Genomic DNA, 21394 nt, shown 5'->3' with positions numbered 1-21394 from the left:
GTTTATATTACTATACCTTGGGGTTCTGGTGGCTATGCTTTTTTTTTGCTGGTAACTATAAACAAGATTAATCATTTATTCGCGTAATACATACGCGAACACTTCTTTTTTGTCCAAAGTCCAATAAAGAAGTCGGAAGTCGGAAGTCGGAAGTCGGAAGTCGGAAGTACAGTTTTGTAACGGGGATTTAGAACAAGACTTACATACTTGCGGCTTGGTTTTTAGCCGGGGACTTAAACCCGCCGAAGTTAGTTAGGAGTTATTATTCTCCCCCTGCTCCCTAATCTCCCTCATCTCCCTCATCTCCCTCATCTCCCCCATCTCCCCCTGCTCCCTCACCCCCTCTTCACCCTATCTTTAACTTTCGATCTAAATAGGTAGACTTTTAAGAATATTATGAAAGTCTATTTGTCGCTGCTAGTATTCATCAGCTAGGAGCGTACAATAAATGTAAATAAGTACATGTAGGGATCATGTAGAGATCATGGGCAATTGCCACCGTAATTACCCAGAATCACTAATTTATCGGCAAAACTTCTAGAGCCATTGTTTAGTCAGTTATATGAATAATGCGAATTAAAACTTAAAGCTGTTACTTTGGTGCTATTTCAGGGAATTATGTAACTGCGCCCTTGAAGATTTTTCAGTAAATTAGCTCAAATGATCAATATAACTACTTTACAAAACTTTAGACGAAACCAATTCAGAGTATATAAACCTATGAATATGCAAGAGAAAACTACCGAAGCGGGAAACACACAAACCGATAAGGTAGAAATCGCTGTCCGCCTAGACTCCGAGTTAGTAGAGCAAATTCAGCATCTCACCAATGACCCAAGTAAAGTGATTGAGGTGGCTATTCGCCAGTGGTTGCGCGGTGAAATTCTCAGAGATGATGAATTGACGCGCACTCCTGTGCGTACCCCTGTTCCTCCTCGCGGTGAATGGAACGATTGATGCCATCAATCAGCTGTTAATAGAAGTTAAAAAAAGTGAAGTTTGCCAATCTAAATTTCAGAATACCAAGAAATACCCAATAAAATACAAAAAAGCTGTAAAAGTTTATGCATAAATTTTGGCAGCTTTAGTAAAATTACGGTCGGATACCCTTTGTCTATCCAACTCAATTAATGACTATTATTGCCAATTCCCAATTGCCAAATGTATTTTCCCAAAATCTGGAATCTATTACCAGTAAGACTGATAGCTCATTACCAACTTTAGGAGCCGAGTTGGTGTACACGCAAGATGGGGCAGGGCGCTATCTGACCTTTTGTTGGCAGCACGGCGAACTGCTGGGGTTAAATACGGAAAAAATAGTTGATGAACTGAACCAGACCCAAACCTTTATCCCGGTGGATAAGGTTACTTATTTGGAACGATTGCACCGGATTTTGACAAGTTTGATGCCGGAAAGGTTTCAGTGTTGGTTTAGCTACCACCAGGAATTATTTGAGTTGGACTTAGTGATTAGTCCGATTATGCCGAGTTTGGCAACGGCTGCTACTACAGTTTTAGTGATGGGACGGTTAGTGCAAGCGACACTCAACAAAAAACGAGTGCGTGTGGCATCAAAAACGCCCACACAAATAGAGTCAGCAATACGATCGCAGCAATACCAAAAACTGGTAAATCAGATTACCAGAAATATTCGCCGGACATTGGATTTAGATATTATTTGGCAGCAAACAGTTGACAGTTTGGGGAAAGCACTACGGCTAGAACGTTGCATCATTTGTCCTTATCAGCCCTCTAGCTCAAAAGTGGAGGTGAAGGCTGAGTATCGCCAGCCAGAAGTAAAATCAATGCTTGGCTCAGAAATAGATATAGCTTCTGACCCTGCTTTTGATCAAGCCTTGGCAACCCTAGAACCAGTTGTGATGGAAGTGCCTGGATACATCGGGTCTGGGCGGCAGAAAACTTTGGTGGTTGCGACTTGCTATCAAGACCAAGCCAATGGATTGGTTGCCTTGAATTGGCACGATGAATGCTACACATTAACAGAATCGGACTTGGAACTGGCAAAAGAAGCAGCAGATCAATTGGGAACTGCGATCGCTCATGCTACTTTATATAAGGAATTAGAAGCAGCGCGTCAAAAAGCCGAAGAAGCTTCCCGCCTCAAAAGCGAATTTTTGGCTAATGTATCCCATGAAATTCGTACCCCCCTCAACGGCATGATTGGCTTCTTGAAGCTGATTTTGGAAGGGATGGCAGATGACCCAGAAGAAAAAAACCAATTTTTGGCAGAAGCTCACCACTTATCGATACATCTGCTGAATATCATCAACGATATTTTGGATATTGCCAAAATCGAAGCTGGCAAAATGGAGCTAGCTTACGCCCCAGTCAAGCTAGATGAGCTATTCAGTCATGTAGAAGGTTTCATGCGTCCCCAAGCAGAAATGAGAAACCTCAGCTTTCGGATGCAAATGCCAGCTACTTCCGATGAAATTATTGTCCAAAGCAACTACCAACGGTTGCTACAAGTTATGATCAATTTATTAGGTAATGCCATCAAATTTACCCATGAGGGCGGTGTCACCGTCAGCGCCGATTTAGTACTCAAAAAAGCGAAGCCGAACTTTCAAGGTCAGGAATTTCCTGGCATGGTGAAAGTACGTGTGGCAGACACTGGCATCGGTGTTTCTCTGGACAAACAAGATAAACTCTTTCAATTATTCTCTCAGGTGGATGGCTCCCGCACTCGCCAGTATGGTGGTACAGGTTTAGGACTGGCAATATCCCAAAAGCTAGTGGAGGCAATGGGTGGCGAGGTACATTTTTATAGTCTGGGGGAAGGACTTGGCTCAACAGTCACATTTACAGTGCCACTATATCAACAACCTGTTATGGTTTCATCTAGTGATAGCGACTCAGACTGTATAGGTTAGAGGTTCTTTGATAAACAGGTTTCGTAAATTCTTTTAGCGATCATGAAATCAGACAGGTTAATTAGTTATGCCTGTGCTTATAGTTTTTTATTATATAAAATTTTTCTACTAATTATTTTCACATCAGGGAGCATCCCGAATGTGCAACTTTAATTTATATACGGGATTTTGACTGACGCCGGAGGATAAAAAAAACGAACCGCAAACGCGATCGCTTCTCCCTACGTCCGCGATAAAATTCTCAAACAACAGCGCACTCCATACCAATGCAAATTAACTGGCAAACTGCCAAAACCTACGAAGATATTCTGTATCAAAAAAATGATGGCATTGCAAAAATCACCATCAACCGCCCCCACAAACGCAATGCTTTCCGGCCTCAAACTGTCTTTGAACTCTACGATGCTTTCTGTAATGCTCGTGAAGATACCACTATTGGTGTTGTCCTATTTACTGGCTATGGACCACACACGGATGGTAAATATGCGTTCTGTTCTGGTGGCGATCAAAGTGTCCGGGGACATGGGGGTTATGTGGATGATACTGGTATCCCCCGCTTGAATGTGCTGGACTTACAACGCCTGATTCGTTCCATGCCAAAAGTGGTGATTGCTTTAGTGGCTGGATATGCGATCGGTGGTGGACACGTCTTACACTTGATCTGCGACCTTACCATCGCCGCCGATAACGCGATTTTTGGGCAGACAGGCCCGAAAGTTGGCAGTTTCGACGGTGGTTTTGGAGCTAGCTATCTTGCCCGCATCGTGGGACAAAAAAAAGCTAGAGAAATTTGGTTTCTCTGCCGCCAATATGATGCACAACAAGCTCTAGAAATGGGCTTAATTAATTGCGTCGTCCCAGTGGAACAACTAGAAGCCGAAGGTATTCAATGGGCGCAGGAGATTTTAGAAAAAAGTCCGATGGCAATTCGGTGTCTCAAAGCTGCCTTTAACGCTGATTGTGACGGACAAGCTGGTTTACAAGAACTCGCTGGCAATGCAACTCTACTCTATTACATGACAGAAGAGGGGTCTGAAGGCAAACAAGCTTTTCTCGAAAAGCGTCCACCAGATTTTCGCTCTTTTCCTTGGTTGCCTTAGAGGATGTTTGAAAAGTATTTCACTGTGATTTTAGGCATTTGTTGATCCCCCCTAACCCCCCGATAAATTGGGGGAAGAATCAAAGTCCCCCTTTTGAAGGGGGATTTAGGGGGATCTAAAACGTTTTGCTACCGATAAAAAAACTTTTAAAACATCCTCTCAGATACAAGTAAGTCGGTGTTAAAAAATCCACTTATGTAACGAAGTGTAAAATCAGCAGAGAGCTTATAAATTTAGTCATTCCAGGGTTTTTACAAAACTCAACATACCTTGATTTTATTGTGCCGACTTACTTAGAGGCAGTTATTTCCTCTAGAGGGGCAAGAGCAGCATTGTCTAAATCTGAGGCTAGGCAGTGAGAAGAAGCTAAAACTGGTGTTGCATCTGGTAAACCCCAAGCATCTTCCAAGGTTTCCCAAGAAGGTGCGAAAGGTGGGAGCGCCAAAGAGCAAGCCTTCCAACTTGCTTGAACTGGCGCTCCCAACTGCTGACAGGTTCCGCCACGGCGACCCTCTGGCTGGTAATGACGGCAATATTTGCAGGCAGACGCTAAAAATTTAATGGGTTTCATTTGGATTCATCTTTAGTGCCGTTTCTGGCTGAATTTCACCCTTATATTTTCGTTCTATGTATAAAGACGGATAAAAGCCCAAAAGTCATTATTTTATATAGGTTTCAGCGATCCCAAGGAAAAAATAAACTTCAGGATATTTTTATAATCTTGTTATAAATTTCAATAATTATTACAGTCGCTGCCTATAGATTTTGGCTAAAACTTATTAGGGATCAAGAGTAAAAGGAAAGCTTTTGATTTATCCAGCTTTTCAACTTCCTCCTTAAGGATAGCTTAAGGGATATGATTTCAGATAAATAGTCTGCAAATACCACATTAGGCATATTTTATCATTCAACGAAGTCAGAAGGAAGAGGGAAGACCGAAGTTGGTCTTGTTTCCTCTGACTTCTCGTGACGGTCGGGAGCAGGGGTTTGAATCCCCTGCTCAATTTTTAATTCAGCAGCATCTATTTGGGTGGGGTTTGAATCCCCATCCAAATTCATACGAATTCCTCCTTCCTTCTTCCTCGTTCCTTGTCAAATATCCTTTTTATTAATAATAGGATTTACGCAACTGGCATATTATTTTGAGTTTGTAGTGAACGCGAGTGCGTCTCGCAGAGACGACTTTAGTCCTCTTTCATCAGGGCTGTTCGCGGAGCGTTCCCGTAGGGTAGCCCTTACTACCAACTAAAAGCTTTTATTTTTTGTGACACTTGCATAAGTCCTAAATAACTTAGAAATATTTGATGTGGTAGCAGCAAGTTACTTGAGGATAAATTATGCTCAACAAATAATCGCTAAAGTATTTTGCTTTTAATTTAAGTAGGTCGGCACAATTAAAGCTAACTGGCTAAGGCTGTCATTTGTCATTTGTCCTTCGTGATTTACAAGGGTTTTAAGCCTATTTACGTTTCGTAACATATTTAGGTTTTTTCACGCCAACTTACTTATAGCGGTTCTCAATTCAGTGCGGTAAAAGAACCCCACCCCCAACCCCCTAAGAGCAAGCGAAGAGGGGGCTTTCGATGTACCTCATGTGATTAGGAAACGCTATAGGTCAGGACTGATTTCCTTCAAAACTGTTTAGCAGCGCAGACAGAACAGACTTCCCAGCGCTGGAGTTCACCGGGTGGGGTGGGACATTGACAGTGGGGACAAAGGGGTAAGCCATGCGATCGCGATCGCATGACCTTAGTCCAATGCTCAAAAGCAGCATTCACATCCTTGGTGGGTGTGGTATCAGGGCTACTAATCTCATCACCAAGGTAACTGGGATGCTCATGGGGCAAAACCGTTTGCTGCTGTTTTCTTTCCACAGATGGATTCTGCCAGCCAGCAGTAGAGAAGCGAATGTCAACCAAAGGCGTTGCCAGCTTTTTATTTAACTTTAAAAGTAGAGATGTGCGACCAAAGGTCAAGTTTTGCGCCCAAGCAGCACTAGAAGTTGCTACCGACAAAACATCGCGCTGAATCGACAATGGTCGAGTATGTGCCGCAACCACTGGCCCAACAACCTCTGCCCAAAACTTGAGCAGAAGTTGAAATGGTTGCTCCTGCCATTTAGCCTGCTTTTCCAGAACGCCTAAAATATCATTAATTGATTTCAACGACATCGTTCAAAGTGGGGAGTGGGGGAGATGAGGGAGATGAGGGAGATGAGGGAGATGAGGGGACAAGGAGAATAACCATGCCTCATCCCCAAGTCTATTTAAATAATTTCCGCTACTATTGTCACAAATATATCCAATACCTTAGCCAATTTTTGAGAACGCCCGCAGAATGCAGGTTTTGGGCTATGGGTTGAAACCTCAATTTTAAAGCCTGAAACCGTTGCTGTCTATGGAATTTAGCTTTATTGTCTAGCTGTGATCCTCTAATTTTGGCGAAGGTATTGATATATCTAAAGTTAATTCCAGCAGTCTACGTTTGAGGCACAGAGGCAATGACTCAAAACCCCCTGAACGGTTCCGGTATTCAATCGTCTAAAACACCTGGGTTGAAGCCAGCACTAGCAGCAGCACTAGCGAGTTTAGAGTTGCCGTTAGATCAAGAGTTAGCTCGATATCGACGCACACGAACTGGTTTGATGTCATCGAACCAGTCCCGTGTTGCAAGTTACATGAGCAGTCAACCCCAGCCTTTGACTGCCATTCTGACAACATCCAGCACAGCTCAGTCATCTGTAACGGAAGTTAACTCCAATGTGCTGGCTGTATCTTTACCTGGCAATCATCAGGAAAACTCAGCGCCAGCTAGGGCAAAAATTGACGTACCACCCGCATCTTCTGTATCTGCAAATCCTCAAAATAACCCAGTGCCAGCTACGGCAAATACTGAGGAACTAAATAATCTCAATGTACCTTCAACCTCTGATTCTGCTAAAACAAGAACTCAACTTCCACCACCTCCGCCTAATTTTACTAGCAGCATCGTGCCAGTAGTTGTTAAAGATACTAAGAGCCAAAATCTCGTGCAGCCAGATGATACCCCTAAGAACCCAAATGACTATTTAGAATCTAGTGAAGCACTACTGCGAAGTCTCACAGAAGAACAAGCAGAAACCAAGAAGCCAATCAATTCTAGCGATAGTCTGCTATCACCTTTAGGTATCGGCTCGATGTTGCTGCTATTGGTGGCGAGTCTTACCTTGGGTTATGTAGTGTTCAATCCCAAAAGCTTGCCACAATGGAATTTAGGCAAGTTGTTTAATGGAAACTCGTCTCCCGCACCAGAAAATACTCAAGAAGTTGAGAGTAATGTCCAACCTCCAATCCAGCCACCAAGCACATCGATGCCCAAGTATCCCAATCTAGCTGCCCAAGAGTTTCCGGAGGTGAGAGACCCCAATGATGTAGTTGGCTTAAAACCCAAAGCCCAGCCAACCCTTGCAGTAGTGCCGAATCCAGTCCTTCCCCAAAACCCCCGAAATGCTCAAGGGGCATTGCCTGACCCCAACACAGCCCTAAAACCGACAAATCCGACCGCCTTAGCACCAGTACAGACGCTACAGCCCTTGCCCCCCACTTCAACGGCAAAAATCTCGCCCAAGCCAATGGTAACCTCACCAGAGCCGAATGCAGAAATCAAACCAGGAACAGATGGGTTCTATCATGTAGTGATAGATAATAAAGGCGCGGCTTTTGCCGAAGCACGGCAAGTAGTCCCCGATGCTTATTTATCACCCAACAAAGAATTGATTTATCTGGGTGCTTTTAAGACTAAAGAGCAAGTAAAAAAACAGATGCAACTGTTACAGACGAGGGGAATTAAGGCACGTGTTCAGCAGCCATGAGTTGCAAAAACCTACGATACCATGAGATCACAGTCCTGAGTTAGGAGTTAGGAGTTGGGAGTTGGGAGTTGGGAGTTAGGAGTTAGGAGTTAGGAGTTAGGAGTTAGGAGTTGGGAGTTGGGAGTTAGGAGTTAGGAGTTAGGAGTTAGGAGTTAGGAGTGCTAAGTACATTGGTGCAAAAAAATCAAGTATGTTACGAAACGTAAATAAGCTTAAAACCTTTACTAATGACGAATGACGAATGACCAATGACCAATGACAAATGACAAATGACAAATGACAGCCTTAGCCAGTTAACTTTAATTGCGCCAACCTACTTAAGTAGTAAAGACAAAATTTTGCTTGTTTACTATCCTATTACAACAATTTTTATACTCAGGACTCTAACTGGAACCCTTAAAATTGGTTAAAGTGCTTAAAAAATGAGGACTTTAGTCCGGATTTTTAAGCACGCTTTGTGCTTACTACGAACTCATCAAAATTAATGAGATAGACTTTAGGCACTCAGCACTTAGCACTGATTATTCAGCACTGAGTTTCGTGAATGGAGAGCCGACATGGAATTAATCAAGCGTATCCTGCGGGTGATTCGCGCTAATCTCAACAGTTTGATCGGTGGGGCAGAAGATCCAGAAAAGATTCTGGAGCAAACTGTTTTGCAGATGCAGGAAAATCTGGTGCAGTTGCGGCAGGGTGTAGCACAAGCGATCGCTACCCAAAAACGTACCCAACGACAAGCAGGGGCTGCCAACTCTCAAACAGAAGAATGGTATCGTCGCGCCCAATTGGCACTGCAACAAGGCAACGAACCTCTAGCACGCGAAGCTTTGACTAAGCGCCAAGCCTATAAAGAAACCACTACAGCCCTCTTTTCCCAGATAGAGCAGCAAAACGATATAGTAGCTAGGCTAAAAAAGGATATGCGATCGCTAGAGTTAAAAATTGCTGAGGCAAAAACTAAAAAAGATATGTATATTGCTCGCGCCCGTTCTGCAGAAGCCTCTTATCGTCTCCAGGAAATGCTCGGCACAGTTTCTGCTACCAGCAGTCTGAGTGCCTTTGAGCGGATGGAAGAAAAGGTTTTGCAGATAGAAGCTAAATCAGAAGCCATCGCTCAACTCAGTAGCGACGACTTGGAAACACAATTTACTTCCTTGGAATCTACTAATGATGTAGATGCCGAATTGGCAGCGATGAAGATGCAGGTTTTAAACCAGGCAGAAAACACGCAGGACAACACTCTCCTCACCCAGGAGAACCAGAAGACGGGGCAGCCTCCCCAACAGCAGTTACCCAAAACTCAGGACTCTTGAAGTTCGCCTAATTACCTCAGTTTCGAGATATCTTAACAAATAAGAGTTGTTAGGAGGTACTGATTCAAACCGGAAAGATTACATTGAAATAGGTAGCTATTAAAAAATAAAAAAGCTAACTGTCCAATAAAAAGCGTAAATTACCCAAGGAAAAACAAAGTTATGGGATTATTCGATCGCATTAAGCGAGTAGTTAGTTCTAACCTCAATGACCTCGTTAACAAAGCCGAAGACCCCGAAAAAATGTTAGAACAAGCCATCCTGGAAATGCAGGAAGACTTGGTGCAGCTGCGTCAGGGAGTAGCTCAGGCGATCGCCGCTCAAAAACGCAGCGAGAAGCAGTACAATGATGCTCAAAATGAAATCAATAAGTGGCAACGCAATGCCCAACTGGCACTGCAAAAAGGTGATGAAAACTTAGCACGACAAGCTCTAGAACGCAAGAAAACTTATACGGATACCAGCGCCGCCCTCAAATCTAGTTTAGATACCCAAAGCACTCAAGTTGAAACCCTCAAGCGCAACTTAATCCAGCTCGAAAGCAAAATTTCTGAGGCTAAAACCAAGAAAGAAATGCTCAGAGCGAGAATCACCACTGCCAAAGCCCAAGAGCAACTCCAAGGCATGGTAAGTGGAATGAATACCAGCAGTGCAATGGCTGCCTTCGAGCGGATGGAAGAAAAAGTCTTGATGCAAGAAGCCCGGGCCCAGTCAGCAGGAGAGTTAGCCGGTGCTGATTTAGAAAGCCAATTTGCTCGGTTGGAAGGTAGTAGCGATGTTGATGATGAATTGGCAGCTTTGAAAGCCCAAATGTTACCACCCGCTACTCCCCAAAATCAAGCCCAACTGCCACCGCAATCAGAAACCACTGCTCCTAAGTCTAAGGAGGTGGTTGATGCTGAGTTAGATTCCCTACGCAAGCAATTGGATCAGCTGTAAGTAAACTGGCATAAATAAACTTTCGTTATGTTACGAAACGTAAATAGGCTTAAAGTCCTTACTATAGCGGTTATCAATTGCATGGAATACAGACCTAACCCCCGGCCCCTTCCCTTCAAGGGAAGGGGAGTAAGATTCAAAACCTCTCTCCTAAAAGGAGAGAGGTTTGGAGAGAGGTCAAAACTGTACTGCACCCAAGCCAGAACCGCTATAATGACCAATACAACTCTATCAGAGGCTGCACTTCGACTTACCTCGACTCCGCTACTTCGACGCCGCGCTTGGTGAGTTGACGGTGAGCATCTCGACTTTGCTCGTTGGCGTAGCCTAAGAAGAGAAGGGCAGTACAAGTGACAGCCCTTGCCAGTTAGCTTTAATTGCGCCAAGCTACTGAAAATTGGTAAAAGACTTATTTGAAGCAGTCCCACGCCTGTTGGCTGTGGGATTTTATGTCATTAGTCAATAGTTAACAATCAAAATAACTATCAATTATTGACTATGGACTATTGACGACTTTGGGATAAAGTATTGTGTGTGTGCCAACTTTGATCGCCACCTGATGGAGACTGCAATGAGTAAGGCTGTAATCACCATAACCGATGCTGAGTTTGAAACCGAAGTGTTAAAAGCCGAGCAGCCTGTATTAGTTTACTTTTGGGCTTCCTGGTGTGGGCCTTGTCAATTGATGTCGCCCCTAATTAACTCAGCTGCTACTAAATATAGCGATCGCCTCAAAGTCGTGAAAATGGAAATTGACCCCAACCCACTCACTGTTAAGCAGTATCAAGTGGAAGGTGTACCCGCCATTAGACTATTCCAAGGCCAGGAAGTTTTGATATCCAGCGAGGGAGTCATCGGTAAAGATAAACTACTCGCTCTCTTAGATACGTACTTAAATAGTCATTAGTCATTAGTCATTAGTCATTAGCAAATGATCAAAGACAAAGGACAAAGGACAAAGGACAAATGACTAATATGCAATTTGCCAAGCGTTTACAACCTCTGAAATCTAATGTATTTGCCGATATGGACAGGGCCAAGGCAGTTGCTTTGGCTGCTGGACGAGAGGTAATTGATTTGTCCTTGGGGTCTTCTGATTTACCAGCCGAGTCTCATGTCATCGAGGCGATCGCCCAGTCTCTTCACGATCGCAGTACCCACGGCTATCTTTTGTTTAACGGTACTCAAGGGTTTCGCGAAGCCGCAGCCAACTGGTATGAACAAAAATTTGGCATCAAAGTTGATCCCCAAACTGAGGTACTACCTCTGATTGGTTCTCAAGAAGGTACAGCCCATTTACCCCTAGCAATACTCAATCCCGGAGATTTTGCCCTATTACTCGATCCAGGTTATCCCTCTCATGCGGGGGGAGTCTACCTAGCCAGTGGTCAAATCTACCCAATGCCACTACGGGCAGAAAACGGCTTTTTACCTGTGTTTGCTGATATTCCTACCCCAGTCTTGGCCCAGTCGCGGATGATGGTATTAAGTTATCCTCACAATCCCACAGCTGCGATCGCTCCTTTATCTTTCTTCCAAGAAGCTGTCGCCTTCTGTCAGCAACACAATCTCGTCCTAGTTCACGATTTCCCCTACGTAGATTTGGTATTTCCAGAAAATGGGGAATGGGTAGACTCTTCTGGTAATCCCAAATCCAAAGTCCCTTCAATTCTGCAAGCTGATCCAGAGAAAAGCGTCTCAATTGAATTTTTCACCCTTTCCAAGTCCTACAATATGGGCGGCTTCCGCATTGGCTACGCCATCGGTAATGCCCAGTTAATTCAAGCCTTACGCCAGGTAAAAGCCGCCGTCGATTTTAATCAGTATGGGGGGATTTTGAATGGTGCGATCGCAGCCCTAACTGGCCCTCAAGCTGGCGTAAAATCTGCTGTCGCTACTTTCCAAAGACGACGTGATGCTTTTCTCAGTGCTTTACACCACATTGGCTGGAATGTTCCTACTCCCCAAGCCACAATGTACATCTGGGCAAAATTGCCCTCATCTTGGAGTCAAAACTCCATAGAATTTTGTACCCAGCTAGTCAAAGAAACTGGTGTCGCCGCTTCCCCAGGTGCTGGCTTTGGCAAATCCGGGGAAGGGTATGTCCGTTTTGCGTTAGTGCATGAGCCACCTTTGTTAGAAACTGCTGTGGAAAGAATTGCCCAGTTCCTTCATTAAATTTTTTCTCCAGCTGAACGCCCAAAATTTTTGGCGGTAAAATCTACGAATAGAACACAATACACTTGGGTTAAGCATTTCCTCCTTCTCTTCTCTCTGTGTTCTCTGCGCCTCTGTGGTTCCTAAAAAAAAGAGTTTCAGCCCTTTTGTGAACCGTATTGAGTCCTATCTTTGTTGGGTAACCCATTGCTCAACCCAACCTAGACATTTTTATTTTTAGTCTTAACCGAACCGTATTGACTGTGGAATCAATACTGCGTAGGTTTTGGAAAATCGTAGGTTGGGTTGAGACTCTGGGAAACCCAGCAGAGCCCCCCAAATGTTGGGTTTCGTTCCTCAACCCAACCTACACGGGTTAAGGTTTTTGGGCAAAACCTACGCAGTATTGACTGTGGAATGAGCTTTCTGACTTAAGTTGATACCAATGACAGATATGCTATTTTGATTATTTGTATTTTTTATAACTATGTATTTAAACAAAAAACCGTAATTAAACGTATAAAAATCTCAAAACATTCTTCATCTTTTCATTGATAATCAACAGAAACTTTACCCAATTAGGTCTTCCCGTTTCTTAAACTGGGTTTGTGCGCTGAGATACCAAGTATGGCTAACAATGCAGGTCGCGTTTTTAAGCAGTTGTATTGCCAAAAAGCCTGTAGTCAAGACAGCCCAAGCCTAAAAACGGCAGTAGTTTAAAACCTAACTTTCAAACGAGCAGAGACTTGAAAACAATGAAAACGACTTTTCACAAACTTGTAATTGGTGCTTCAATGGCTATTGGTGTGAGCGCTCTTGCCACAGTACCAGCACAAGCTGGAACGCTCACTGGTGCTAGTATCGGTGGAACAGCAGCAAGTGATTATTTAATCTATGATTTCCAAGGTAACAGCGCCAAGGTTCTAGACAAGACCTCCGCAAATGTACAAAAAGTTCTGGATGGAAACGCCGCAAATCCTACTGGAAACGTAGAGTTACGAGCTAGTAGTGAACAAGGTGGTGTTTTTGATTTTACCAAAAACACCACCTTGACAGGGCAAATTGGTGGCAAAAGTATTACCTTGAGCAGCATGACAGCAACAGACTGGTTTAGTACTGCGTCAGGATCAAGTACAAGCTATGGAGCAAATAACTTTGCAAATACTTGGTTTAACGAATTTTATAATGCAGCTGGTCTAGCAACCAATGAATCTGCAATTAAATTGGCACTGAATCTACCTAATTTTACCCCTAGCTGGGTTCTTCGCCAGCAAGCCTTTAACGCATTTTTCAACATCGGTGGTTTCCAACGCTCCAGCGACCCTAATATCTCTTACGTTAATCAAAATGACACCACTGGCGAAATCAAAATTGGGTTAGCTGGTCACTTAAATTTAAAAGATTACTATGCGCCTTTGTTAGGAAACTTTGGTAATTTTCTCAAAAATGGATTCCAAGCTAGTGAAGTTGTTAAAGTTACCTACAATAACAAGACTGATTTCCTTTACAGCTTTTCTGCTACGGCAAGTGGGCTAACCAACATTTCAGGACAGGGTGCTGATGCAAATGGCAACTATGAAGTTAGCATCAAAGGCGTGCCTCCCGCAGCAGTACCAGAACCATCAGTAATGCTTGGTCTGTTGGGTATTGCTGGTCTGTTTGCTACCCAACACAAATTAAAAAAAGCATCTATTTAAGATTGCGGGTTCAAAACTACAAAAGACATAGGAGTGAAAAAGAATTGTTTTGACGTAGCACTGCTACGTCTCTACAAGGGTTCTGGGTAACGCATATTTAATTTCACCAGATGTCTAAAGAAGTAAGGGGGCTATTAGCTCCCTTTTTTGATGAATAATTCCTTTGAGCATAAATAGTCGGTGAAAACGGCACGATAAAATAATTTTTCTTAAAATAGAGAAAGATTACCTAATTTTGGTTGTGGCAATATCTACTCAAATACTACCACTGGTTAAAGAGCCAGAACGATTGGAAAACCGTCTAGCTGAAATACCACCAGAACCTGGGGTTTATTTCATGCGGGACAGGAGCGATCGCATTATATATATAGGTAAATCACGTAAGTTGCGATCGCGTGTCCGTTCCTATTTCCGGGATGGCTACAACAAGAGTGAACGCATCGCCACAATGGTCAAGTTGGTGACAGAAATTGAATTCATCGTCACTGATACTGAAGCCGAAGCCCTAGCGCTAGAAGCCAATTTGATTAAGCAGCACCAGCCATACTTTAATGTGCTGCTCAAAGATGATAAAAAATATCCCTATCTCTGCATTACTTGGTCAGAAGATTATCCGCGAATTTTTATTACCCGTAAACGTCAATTCGGCAAAGAAAAGGATAAATTTTACGGCCCTTATACTGATGCTGGTCTATTGCGAGAAATTGTCCGCATCTGCAAGCGCATCTTTCCCCAGCGACAACGACCTCAACCACTTTTTAAAGACCGTCCTTGCTTGAATTTTGATTTAGGGCGTTGTCCAGGTGTGTGTCAAAAGCTGATTTCACCAGAAGAATATCGCAAAATTGTCCAAAAGGTGGCGATGGTATTCCAAGGGCGAACTCAGGAACTAATTGATATTTTAACTCAACAGATGAACGCTGCTGCTGAGGACTTGAATTTTGAGTCAGCAGCACGGATTCGTGATCAAATTTCTGGGTTAAAGTCGCTGACAGCTGACCAAAAAGTTTCCTTACCAGATGATACTATTTCACGGGATGCGATCGCTCTGGCAGCCGACGAACACCACGCTTGTATTCAACTATTCCAGATTCGTGCGGGTCAATTGGTAGGACGTTTGGCGTTTGTAGCGGATGCTCACGCAGAATCTGGAGCTATTTTACAACGAGTTTTAGAGGAACATTACCAAACTGCTGACTCCGTGGAAATACCCTTAGAAATTCTGGTGCAGCATGATTTACCAGATGCAGAGATATTGGCTGATGTCTTAACTCAACGTAAAGGCAAAAAAGTCACAATCTTGACTCCTTTGCGGCAAACTAAGGCAGAATTAATTGAGATGGTAGAGCGAAATGCTCAGTATGAATTGCAAAGAATGCAGAAATTTGGCGATCGCAATCACCAAGCAATGCAAGATTTAGCCGCCATTCTCGATTTACCAGATGTACCGCATCGCATTGAAGGTTATGACATTTCCCATATTCAAGGGTCAAATGCTGTAGCTTCGCAAGTCGTGTTTATCGACGGATTACCCGCAAAACAGCACTATCGCCACTACAAAATTAAAAATCCTGCGGTGACAGCAGGACACTCAGATGATTTTGCTAGTCTTGCTGAAGTCATCCAACGGCGGTTCCGTAAATATGGGGAAGATCAGCAATTAGGACGTTTGGGTAATCCTGACTGGCCCGATTTAATCATGATCGATGGTGGTAAAGGTCAATTATCATCAGTTATCGCCATCTTGCAAGAGATGAACTTATTAGAAGACTTGCGAGTTGTCAGTTTAGCAAAACAGCGAGAAGAGATTTTTTTACCGGGAGAATCTAAACCCTTGACAACTGATGCAGAACAACCGGGGGTACAGTTATTGCGGCGGCTGCGGGATGAAGCGCATCGGTTTGCAGTCAGTTTCCATCGTCAGCAGCGTAGTGATAAATTGAAGCGATCGCGTTTAGATGAAATTCCTGGTTTAGGACATCATCGACAAAAGCAGCTACTAGGGCATTTTCGCTCAGTTGATTATATTCGGCAAGCAACAACTGTACAACTCGCTGAAGTCGCAGGAATTGGGCCGCATTTGGCTCAAGAGATTTACGATTATTTTCATCCATCTTGATATGGGTGAAAAGCACACAACATCAGTATTTGAAACTTTCAACAAGTAAAGTTTTAATTTCAACGCAGCAGTGTTAAGCTGTTCCACATTGAAGTTGCATAAGCTGGGCAGGCTTTTCGGCCCACCCCACAAGAGTTATATTTAATTCGATTATACAAATTAGATGTTTTTTACTTACTTGGCATCTATGCTGTAATATTGATCGTCAAAAGTTGTCGAATTCTTCAGTGCTTCCTTATAAAGCCAAAACATCAGGTATATGCCAAAATATTGTTGTTTTTCTTGTTCGTTATAAGGCACAAATTTTTCAGCCTGTTGATATCGTTCTAACGCTTGCCGAAAGTTCTTTTTTGTCACTTTCTCTCCTAATGCTTGAGACAGCAATTGCCATAACGCAGACCCTACATCCTTTTTTATATAATCGAGACAGTAACCGCGATCGTTGGCAAACTGTTCGTATGTCTGGTTTTCATAAGACGCTTTTAACAAATCACTTTGTAAATCAGTCAAGTGTCTACCAGATGATTTCGATACCACTTTATCAGCAATAGTTAATAACTCTTGAGTGTTCATAGATAATACTAATCTGATGAATTTTATGCAGATGATTTATTATTAGTTGATATAGCAATCCAATTTGATTGATAAATTTACTCGTAAAAATAGGCAACACGAAATAAGAAAGGTAGACGAGTAGGACATTTTTTCAAAAATCAAAGAGGAGTACTATGAAATTTATTAAATTGAAACAGTTTCAAGTATTTTCTACTTAAATCTCGCTAATAATACTTAAGTAAAAAACGATTATACTGAGAGCTAATTCGTTTGTTCTATAAGTTTGAACTTTTTCATTATTGGTTTGTGAAATTAGCTTTGATTGTTCAATACTGGGTTTCAATTTTTTACAAGAGTCAAATTTCCTAATGCAGTTACTAAGTGTTATTACTTGTTGGTAGTAGAAGCACGTCCTTTTTTATGGATAGTGATTCTACGTAGTAATAGCTAGTCTATAACAAACTTTAGTAACATTGACTAATTTATGAGAAAGTTTATTTTATCTTTAAAAAATTCCTTTAGATTGACTAATTTATCAAAAATTTTATCTAGTATTTATTTTCCCTTTAAAGAGTTATCATCGTTGCTTTAAAAAGTTGATTTTTATGTTCTTCTCAAGAGAAACTCATTCATACATAAAAATGCTGAACTATTAACATATAAATCAATACGGTTCAATTAAAGCTAAAACTCTCAGTAAAAGTCAGTTTTTTTAACAAAGTTTAGGGGTTTAATTCCTAGCCTTTTGATGGCAGCACGTTTTGTGTTGGGGTCTAAATCCCTATCACAAAACGTAATTGCGAACTTGTGCCGACTTGTACTGAGCGGCGTCGAAGTAGCGAAGTCGAGGTATTGCGAAAAAGCGAACTTGTACTGAGCGTAGTCGAAGTAGCGCAGTCGAACTGCGTAGCCGAAGTATTGCGAATTGGTTTAACGAATCCCCATCGCGTAGCGTCTCCTCCTGGGAGAAGGACGCCAACGCGAGTGCGTCTCGTAAGAGTTGGACGCAAAGAGAAGAAAGAAATGCTTAACTGAACTGTATTGTCCAATAAACTAGGATAAAGGTTTGAGGAATGTTTCTGCTGCTGAATTGGCGTAACCCGTCGTAGACATTGCGATCGCAAGTGCTTGCAGAAATTTCCGCCGATAACAGAGATGCAGCCAAGTAGAAAAACTTGACTAAAAGCTTGATATAAGAATGTTATTTGATTTTTTAAAAGTCAGATTAGTTGAAGCTTTATTTAAACTAACATTAGAATCTCATACCCATTCTTTGTGAAGTTGCATAGAATTTGACCCCACACGCCAGATGCACAACGAAGGGGAGACCCCATGCGCGGCATCGTCTCCCCAAAGTCGCCTCACGAAGAGCAAAGAGGGGAAAATCCAGTTTCCTCCCCGAAATCGGGGAGGGTTAGGGTGGGGTTCTTTATTATGCAGCTTCATATTAAATTGGTATAAGGACATTAACATAAATCAAACTGTAATCCTAGATTTTCTCTACGAATCTTAATCTTTGCCAATCTCCCACTTAATCCCACAAAACCCCCCTCGTGTTTTTTTTTGCTCTTTGGGAATATTGATTTGTGATGAATAACGAACAGCAAAAGTTCTAGTAAATCACCACTTTCAAGAGTAAATTAAGTGGCAAATACTACAGATAACAATGACATTCATTCTTGTTCTAGTGAGGTCAAACACCAAATCAGTAAACCAAGTAAGTCTGCGTAAAAATTTGTCGTTGAGATAAGGCAGTAGGTAGGAGGTAGGAGGCAAGAAGAAAGACAGTTTTACCTTAATTTATCTTTCTTTACAGAATTTGGTTCTATTCTGCCAATTTACTTAATCAATGACTCTTAACATCCTTCCTTTGCAATATCTAAAAAACTTCAAATGTTTAAAAAAGCTCTACGACTATTCACTAACCATTCCTTACTATGTCTACTGGGAGTAGTTAGCATAAATCTCGAAGTTCAAGCACAATCTGTTACTAACTCTGTTAATTCTCAATCTCAGCCTAATCAAGAACAGAATCTTGATAATCAACAACGGAACTCTGCTGCAATTAATCAAACAGGAGTTTATAACCTTGGAGAATCCGCTACTTATAAGATTCAAGGGGTAGCTGGAATAAATGTTGTGTGTCCGCGACCATCTTTAATATTAGGGACTGCTTTGAGTTCCTATGACGGGATTAGTTTCTCTAACAATGCCTCTTATGCTGTGAATGCTGCTATAGTTTTCCCTCTGGGTGGAAGTCTAGAAGGTACTTGTAAGCAAATGGCTGAAACTATTTCTCGTAAGACTCAATATGATGTAGAGATTATCAATGCTCGTGCCTGTGCCGAACTAATCGGTGCTGGTATCCAACTAAACCCCGACAGCTTTCCTACTATTTCTGCTGTCTGTAAAGGGGTTGCGATAAACAGAACTAATACAAATGAACCTAACAAACTTCCCAGGTTCCAGTCTCAAGAATTACCTAAAAACGAGACTGAAAAAGACAACTAATTTACAACAAGGATCAACTGATGAAAAAAGTTCTTGGTTTGGCTATTCTTGCTACCTTATTAGCTACCCCTGCTTTTGCTGGCGAAACATATGTCCGTAACGAAGATTCATGGAGTAACAGCGTCACAAAGACCGATTTAAGACTTGATTCTTATACTTCTTCACATCGGGATGAAAAATACAGTTCTTCGGCTGATAAGATTTACATCGATGGCGATGTTAATGTCGGCAAAAACTATGGTGGTGCTGAAACAATTTCCTATAATGAATTTACCGTTCATACAGCAAGTGCTGATCTGTATGGTAAATATAGTGAAACTAATTGGACTAAGGTTGGCGGTACTATTAATACCACCACTAACGCATATACTGATGCTCACGAAACTACCGCAGGTGTTCGGTAATTCTTAATAGTAGTTGATGTAATTTAAAAAGATTCTAGGGTGGTAAATCCACCCTCGAACGTCTTGAAGTTCCTTTGGCTAGATTAGTTTATCTGATAAAGGCAACTAATTTGTAATGAGGGCAAAGTAATGAAGAAAGTTGTCGGGTTAGCTATTCTTGCTACTTTGTTTACTAGTCCTGCTTTAGCAGGTGAGACTTTTGTTTTGAACCAGTGGACAATTAAGGGGAACAGAACAGAGACTAATATAAACATCGATACTGTAACTAATTCAACTCTCGTTCAAGATTATAATTCTTGGTCTGACAAGATGTATATTGATCATACTGGTGAAACCGAATATAACAATGGTAATGTTAGAGAATCGGTTAAAAATTTTACTGTTCATCGGACTGGATCTTACTTGAATGGTAGTTTTCACCAAGATATGACGAATAGAGTATGGGGTACAGTCAATACTATTATGAATACCTACACCAGCATCCACGAAAGCAGTGCAGGTATTCGTTAGTAATCACCTCGCTTGATACAGGAAAAAATTGTAGGGTGGTTATTCCACCCTTTTTTTATGAAATATTCAATATTGTTAGCTGTTGCTTTATTGGTATGGGTTACGTTTATCTACTCTCATCGAACTGTTTCTATTACTCAAATCCCTACCTTCTTTATGAATTCTCTTTTCAAAGTGTTTAATCAAAATCCTCGCGAGACTATACAGATTCAACAGATAAATTTGCCAGATGAATTCAGGGAAAATTTATATAACTCTATATCTACAGGTATGTCCTATGATGAAGTTCGTTCCATTATAGGCTGGGATGGTATCTTGATTTATGAAAACAATATCGACTCTGCTAATGGAAAAATACATGAGAAGGTTTACCAGTGGAACAATCAAGATGTTGATTTCACTGATTCCGAATCTCAAAGAGCAGATGAGATGAATCCATATTGGAGCGTCACACTTAGATTTCAAAACGATATTCTCATCAATAAAGCATCCTTTAACCTACAACCTTAGTACAGCTTTGCATAAAATCGTGGCGAATTGAGGGTTGAAATTTAAACGCATAGGCGCTTCTCTACGAGACGCTACGCGAACGCCTTCCCGCAGGGTAGGGGCGCAAAGGGAAGCGCAAAGGAACGCAAAGAGAATTCGCTACGAATTAATGAAACGCTGTACTTAGAGGGGCGATCGCCAATAGTAGCTGCATAAGATGATTAGGGACTTCCAAATAAAAAAATACTCAACTACTGATTGTGGGGTGGGCTTTTCGGCCCACCCCACAAGATTAGGTAATTTATTTGTTGTCAGTCCCTTAGCTGCCAATACTGCGTAGGTTTTGAGTCGATCCCCCCAACCCCAATACGGTTCACAAAAGGGCTGAAACTCTTTTTTTTAGGAACCACAGAGGCGCAGAGAACACAGAGAGAAGAGAGAAGAGAGAAGGAGGAAATGCTTAACCCAAGTGTATTGCCCCCAACCCCCCTTTTTTAGGGGGACTAAGGGGGATCTGCAATTGATGTTGCACCTTAACCGAGAAGTATTGCCTTAGCTGCACTCGAACTGGCAAAGTGATTGAGGCTTATGCCTCTGGTGTTCACGCACATCGGTAGATTATAAAAACTAAAAATTGGAGAATGTTTTCTCTAATTTTTAATTAGAAAGTTATTTATCAGGAATTTTGAAAACTTTACAAGTTGTCCTTCTGTTGTCTAAGTTATTGTTGTTGTATTGCTTATAGGCTGGCATAATTGCCCTATTCATTGCCCTTAAAGAATTAATCTATCTTGTTTTTTCAAAATGAGTAAACATACAGCGAATATACTGCTATCCATAAATTCTTTGTAAAGTT

General features: G+C 41.9%; 18 protein-coding genes. 14 read left to right on the top strand and 4 right to left on the bottom strand.

The window, feature by feature from the left end; all coding sequences use genetic code 11:
- Window positions 1–720 precede the first annotated feature (720 nt).
- From LC605_RS21915 to menB, 3 genes are all read left to right on the top strand, one after another.
- Window positions 721–957 (top strand): hypothetical protein, encoded by a 237-nt coding sequence (locus tag LC605_RS21915; protein WP_229549641.1) that lies wholly within the window; start codon window positions 721–723, stop codon window positions 955–957.
- A 173-nt stretch (window positions 958–1130) separates the two neighbouring features.
- Window positions 1131–2894: an ATP-binding protein gene (locus LC605_RS21910; protein WP_229549640.1), complete on the top strand. Its 1764-nt coding sequence runs from the start codon at window positions 1131–1133 to the stop codon at window positions 2892–2894.
- A 266-nt stretch (window positions 2895–3160) separates the two neighbouring features.
- On the top strand, window positions 3161–3994 hold the full coding sequence (gene menB / locus LC605_RS21905; RefSeq protein WP_229549639.1) for a 1,4-dihydroxy-2-naphthoyl-CoA synthase: 834 nt from the start codon (window positions 3161–3163) through the stop codon (window positions 3992–3994).
- A gap of 289 nt (window positions 3995–4283) precedes the next feature.
- On the opposite strand, the gene LC605_RS21900 is transcribed toward menB, so the two are convergent.
- The 3 genes from LC605_RS21900 to LC605_RS21890 form a co-directional block, all read right to left on the bottom strand.
- Window positions 4284–4565, bottom strand: coding sequence for a hypothetical protein (locus tag LC605_RS21900; RefSeq protein WP_229549638.1), 282 nt, complete (start codon window positions 4563–4565; stop codon window positions 4284–4286).
- Window positions 4566–4897: 332 nt separating this feature from the next.
- A complete protein-coding gene (locus LC605_RS21895) occupies window positions 4898–5053 on the bottom strand; it encodes a hypothetical protein (protein WP_229549637.1) in 156 nt (51 codons plus the stop codon).
- Between the two features lie 572 nt (window positions 5054–5625).
- Window positions 5626–6165, bottom strand: coding sequence for a DUF721 domain-containing protein (locus tag LC605_RS21890; RefSeq protein WP_229549636.1), 540 nt, complete (start codon window positions 6163–6165; stop codon window positions 5626–5628).
- Window positions 6166–6494: 329 nt separating this feature from the next.
- Between LC605_RS21890 and LC605_RS21885 the strand changes: the two genes are divergently transcribed.
- The 7 genes from LC605_RS21885 to uvrC all read left to right on the top strand — a co-directional run bounded on the left by LC605_RS21885 (window position 6495) and on the right by uvrC (window position 16069).
- Window positions 6495–7844, top strand: a complete 1350-nt coding sequence (locus LC605_RS21885; protein ID WP_229549635.1) for a hypothetical protein — start codon at window positions 6495–6497, stop codon at window positions 7842–7844.
- A 557-nt stretch (window positions 7845–8401) separates the two neighbouring features.
- The gene (locus LC605_RS21880; RefSeq protein WP_229549634.1) at window positions 8402–9157 is read left to right on the top strand and encodes a PspA/IM30 family protein; all 756 of its coding nucleotides are present in this window, start codon (window positions 8402–8404) and stop codon (window positions 9155–9157) included.
- 162 nt (window positions 9158–9319) lie between these two features.
- Window positions 9320–10096 carry a PspA/IM30 family protein gene (locus LC605_RS21875; protein ID WP_229549633.1) on the top strand — a complete coding sequence of 259 codons (777 nt, stop codon included), beginning with the start codon at window positions 9320–9322 and terminating at the stop codon, window positions 10094–10096.
- A 571-nt stretch (window positions 10097–10667) separates the two neighbouring features.
- On the top strand, window positions 10668–11003 hold the full coding sequence (locus LC605_RS21870) for a co-chaperone YbbN (protein ID WP_229549632.1): 336 nt from the start codon (window positions 10668–10670) through the stop codon (window positions 11001–11003).
- 59 nt (window positions 11004–11062) lie between these two features.
- On the top strand, window positions 11063–12274 hold the full coding sequence (locus LC605_RS21865; protein ID WP_229549631.1) for an LL-diaminopimelate aminotransferase: 1212 nt from the start codon (window positions 11063–11065) through the stop codon (window positions 12272–12274).
- Between the two features lie 734 nt (window positions 12275–13008).
- Window positions 13009–13950, top strand: a complete 942-nt coding sequence (locus tag LC605_RS21860) for an NF038130 family PEP-CTERM protein (protein ID WP_229549630.1) — start codon at window positions 13009–13011, stop codon at window positions 13948–13950.
- A 241-nt stretch (window positions 13951–14191) separates the two neighbouring features.
- Window positions 14192–16069, top strand: a complete 1878-nt coding sequence (uvrC, locus tag LC605_RS21855; protein WP_229549629.1) for an excinuclease ABC subunit UvrC — start codon at window positions 14192–14194, stop codon at window positions 16067–16069.
- Between the two features lie 174 nt (window positions 16070–16243).
- Here uvrC and LC605_RS21850 read toward each other — a convergent pair whose 3' ends face one another.
- On the bottom strand, window positions 16244–16642 hold the full coding sequence (locus LC605_RS21850) for a hypothetical protein (protein WP_229549628.1): 399 nt from the start codon (window positions 16640–16642) through the stop codon (window positions 16244–16246).
- A 1875-nt stretch (window positions 16643–18517) separates the two neighbouring features.
- On the opposite strand from LC605_RS21850, the gene LC605_RS21845 reads away from it, so the two are divergent.
- The 4 genes from LC605_RS21845 to LC605_RS21830 all read left to right on the top strand — a co-directional run bounded on the left by LC605_RS21845 (window position 18518) and on the right by LC605_RS21830 (window position 20559).
- Complete coding sequence (locus LC605_RS21845; RefSeq protein WP_229549627.1) at window positions 18518–19135, top strand: hypothetical protein; 618 nt, start codon at window positions 18518–18520, stop codon at window positions 19133–19135.
- 20 nt (window positions 19136–19155) lie between these two features.
- A complete protein-coding gene (locus LC605_RS21840; protein ID WP_229549626.1) occupies window positions 19156–19539 on the top strand; it encodes a hypothetical protein in 384 nt (127 codons plus the stop codon).
- A gap of 129 nt (window positions 19540–19668) precedes the next feature.
- Window positions 19669–20049 carry a hypothetical protein gene (locus tag LC605_RS21835; RefSeq protein ID WP_229549625.1) on the top strand — a complete coding sequence of 127 codons (381 nt, stop codon included), beginning with the start codon at window positions 19669–19671 and terminating at the stop codon, window positions 20047–20049.
- Between the two features lie 72 nt (window positions 20050–20121).
- Window positions 20122–20559 (top strand): hypothetical protein, encoded by a 438-nt coding sequence (locus tag LC605_RS21830; RefSeq protein ID WP_229549624.1) that lies wholly within the window; start codon window positions 20122–20124, stop codon window positions 20557–20559.
- The last annotated feature ends 835 nt before the right edge of the window (window positions 20560–21394 follow it).

The organism is Nostoc sp. CHAB 5836 (assembly GCF_020829445.1).
Taxonomy (GTDB): Bacteria; Cyanobacteriota; Cyanobacteriia; order Cyanobacteriales; family Nostocaceae; genus Nostoc.
Note: the sequence above shows the minus strand (reverse complement) of the source record. Positions and strands in the feature narration are given on the sequence as shown.

Coding starts and splice junctions, on each gene's coding strand:
- LC605_RS21915 (WP_229549641.1), top strand. CDS start 721: ATGAATATGCAAGAGAAAACTACCGAAGCGGGAAACACACAAACCGAT.
- LC605_RS21910 (WP_229549640.1), top strand. CDS start 1,131: ATGACTATTATTGCCAATTCCCAATTGCCAAATGTATTTTCCCAAAAT.
- menB (WP_229549639.1), top strand. CDS start 3,161: ATGCAAATTAACTGGCAAACTGCCAAAACCTACGAAGATATTCTGTAT.
- LC605_RS21900 (WP_229549638.1), bottom strand. CDS start 4,565: ATGAAACCCATTAAATTTTTAGCGTCTGCCTGCAAATATTGCCGTCAT.
- LC605_RS21895 (WP_229549637.1), bottom strand. CDS start 5,053: ATGAATTTGGATGGGGATTCAAACCCCACCCAAATAGATGCTGCTGAA.
- LC605_RS21890 (WP_229549636.1), bottom strand. CDS start 6,165: ATGTCGTTGAAATCAATTAATGATATTTTAGGCGTTCTGGAAAAGCAG.
- LC605_RS21885 (WP_229549635.1), top strand. CDS start 6,495: ATGACTCAAAACCCCCTGAACGGTTCCGGTATTCAATCGTCTAAAACA.
- LC605_RS21880 (WP_229549634.1), top strand. CDS start 8,402: ATGGAATTAATCAAGCGTATCCTGCGGGTGATTCGCGCTAATCTCAAC.
- LC605_RS21875 (WP_229549633.1), top strand. CDS start 9,320: ATGGGATTATTCGATCGCATTAAGCGAGTAGTTAGTTCTAACCTCAAT.
- LC605_RS21870 (WP_229549632.1), top strand. CDS start 10,668: ATGAGTAAGGCTGTAATCACCATAACCGATGCTGAGTTTGAAACCGAA.
- LC605_RS21865 (WP_229549631.1), top strand. CDS start 11,063: ATGACTAATATGCAATTTGCCAAGCGTTTACAACCTCTGAAATCTAAT.
- LC605_RS21860 (WP_229549630.1), top strand. CDS start 13,009: ATGAAAACGACTTTTCACAAACTTGTAATTGGTGCTTCAATGGCTATT.
- LC605_RS21850 (WP_229549628.1), bottom strand. CDS start 16,642: ATGAACACTCAAGAGTTATTAACTATTGCTGATAAAGTGGTATCGAAA.
- LC605_RS21845 (WP_229549627.1), top strand. CDS start 18,518: ATGTTTAAAAAAGCTCTACGACTATTCACTAACCATTCCTTACTATGT.
- LC605_RS21840 (WP_229549626.1), top strand. CDS start 19,156: ATGAAAAAAGTTCTTGGTTTGGCTATTCTTGCTACCTTATTAGCTACC.
- LC605_RS21835 (WP_229549625.1), top strand. CDS start 19,669: ATGAAGAAAGTTGTCGGGTTAGCTATTCTTGCTACTTTGTTTACTAGT.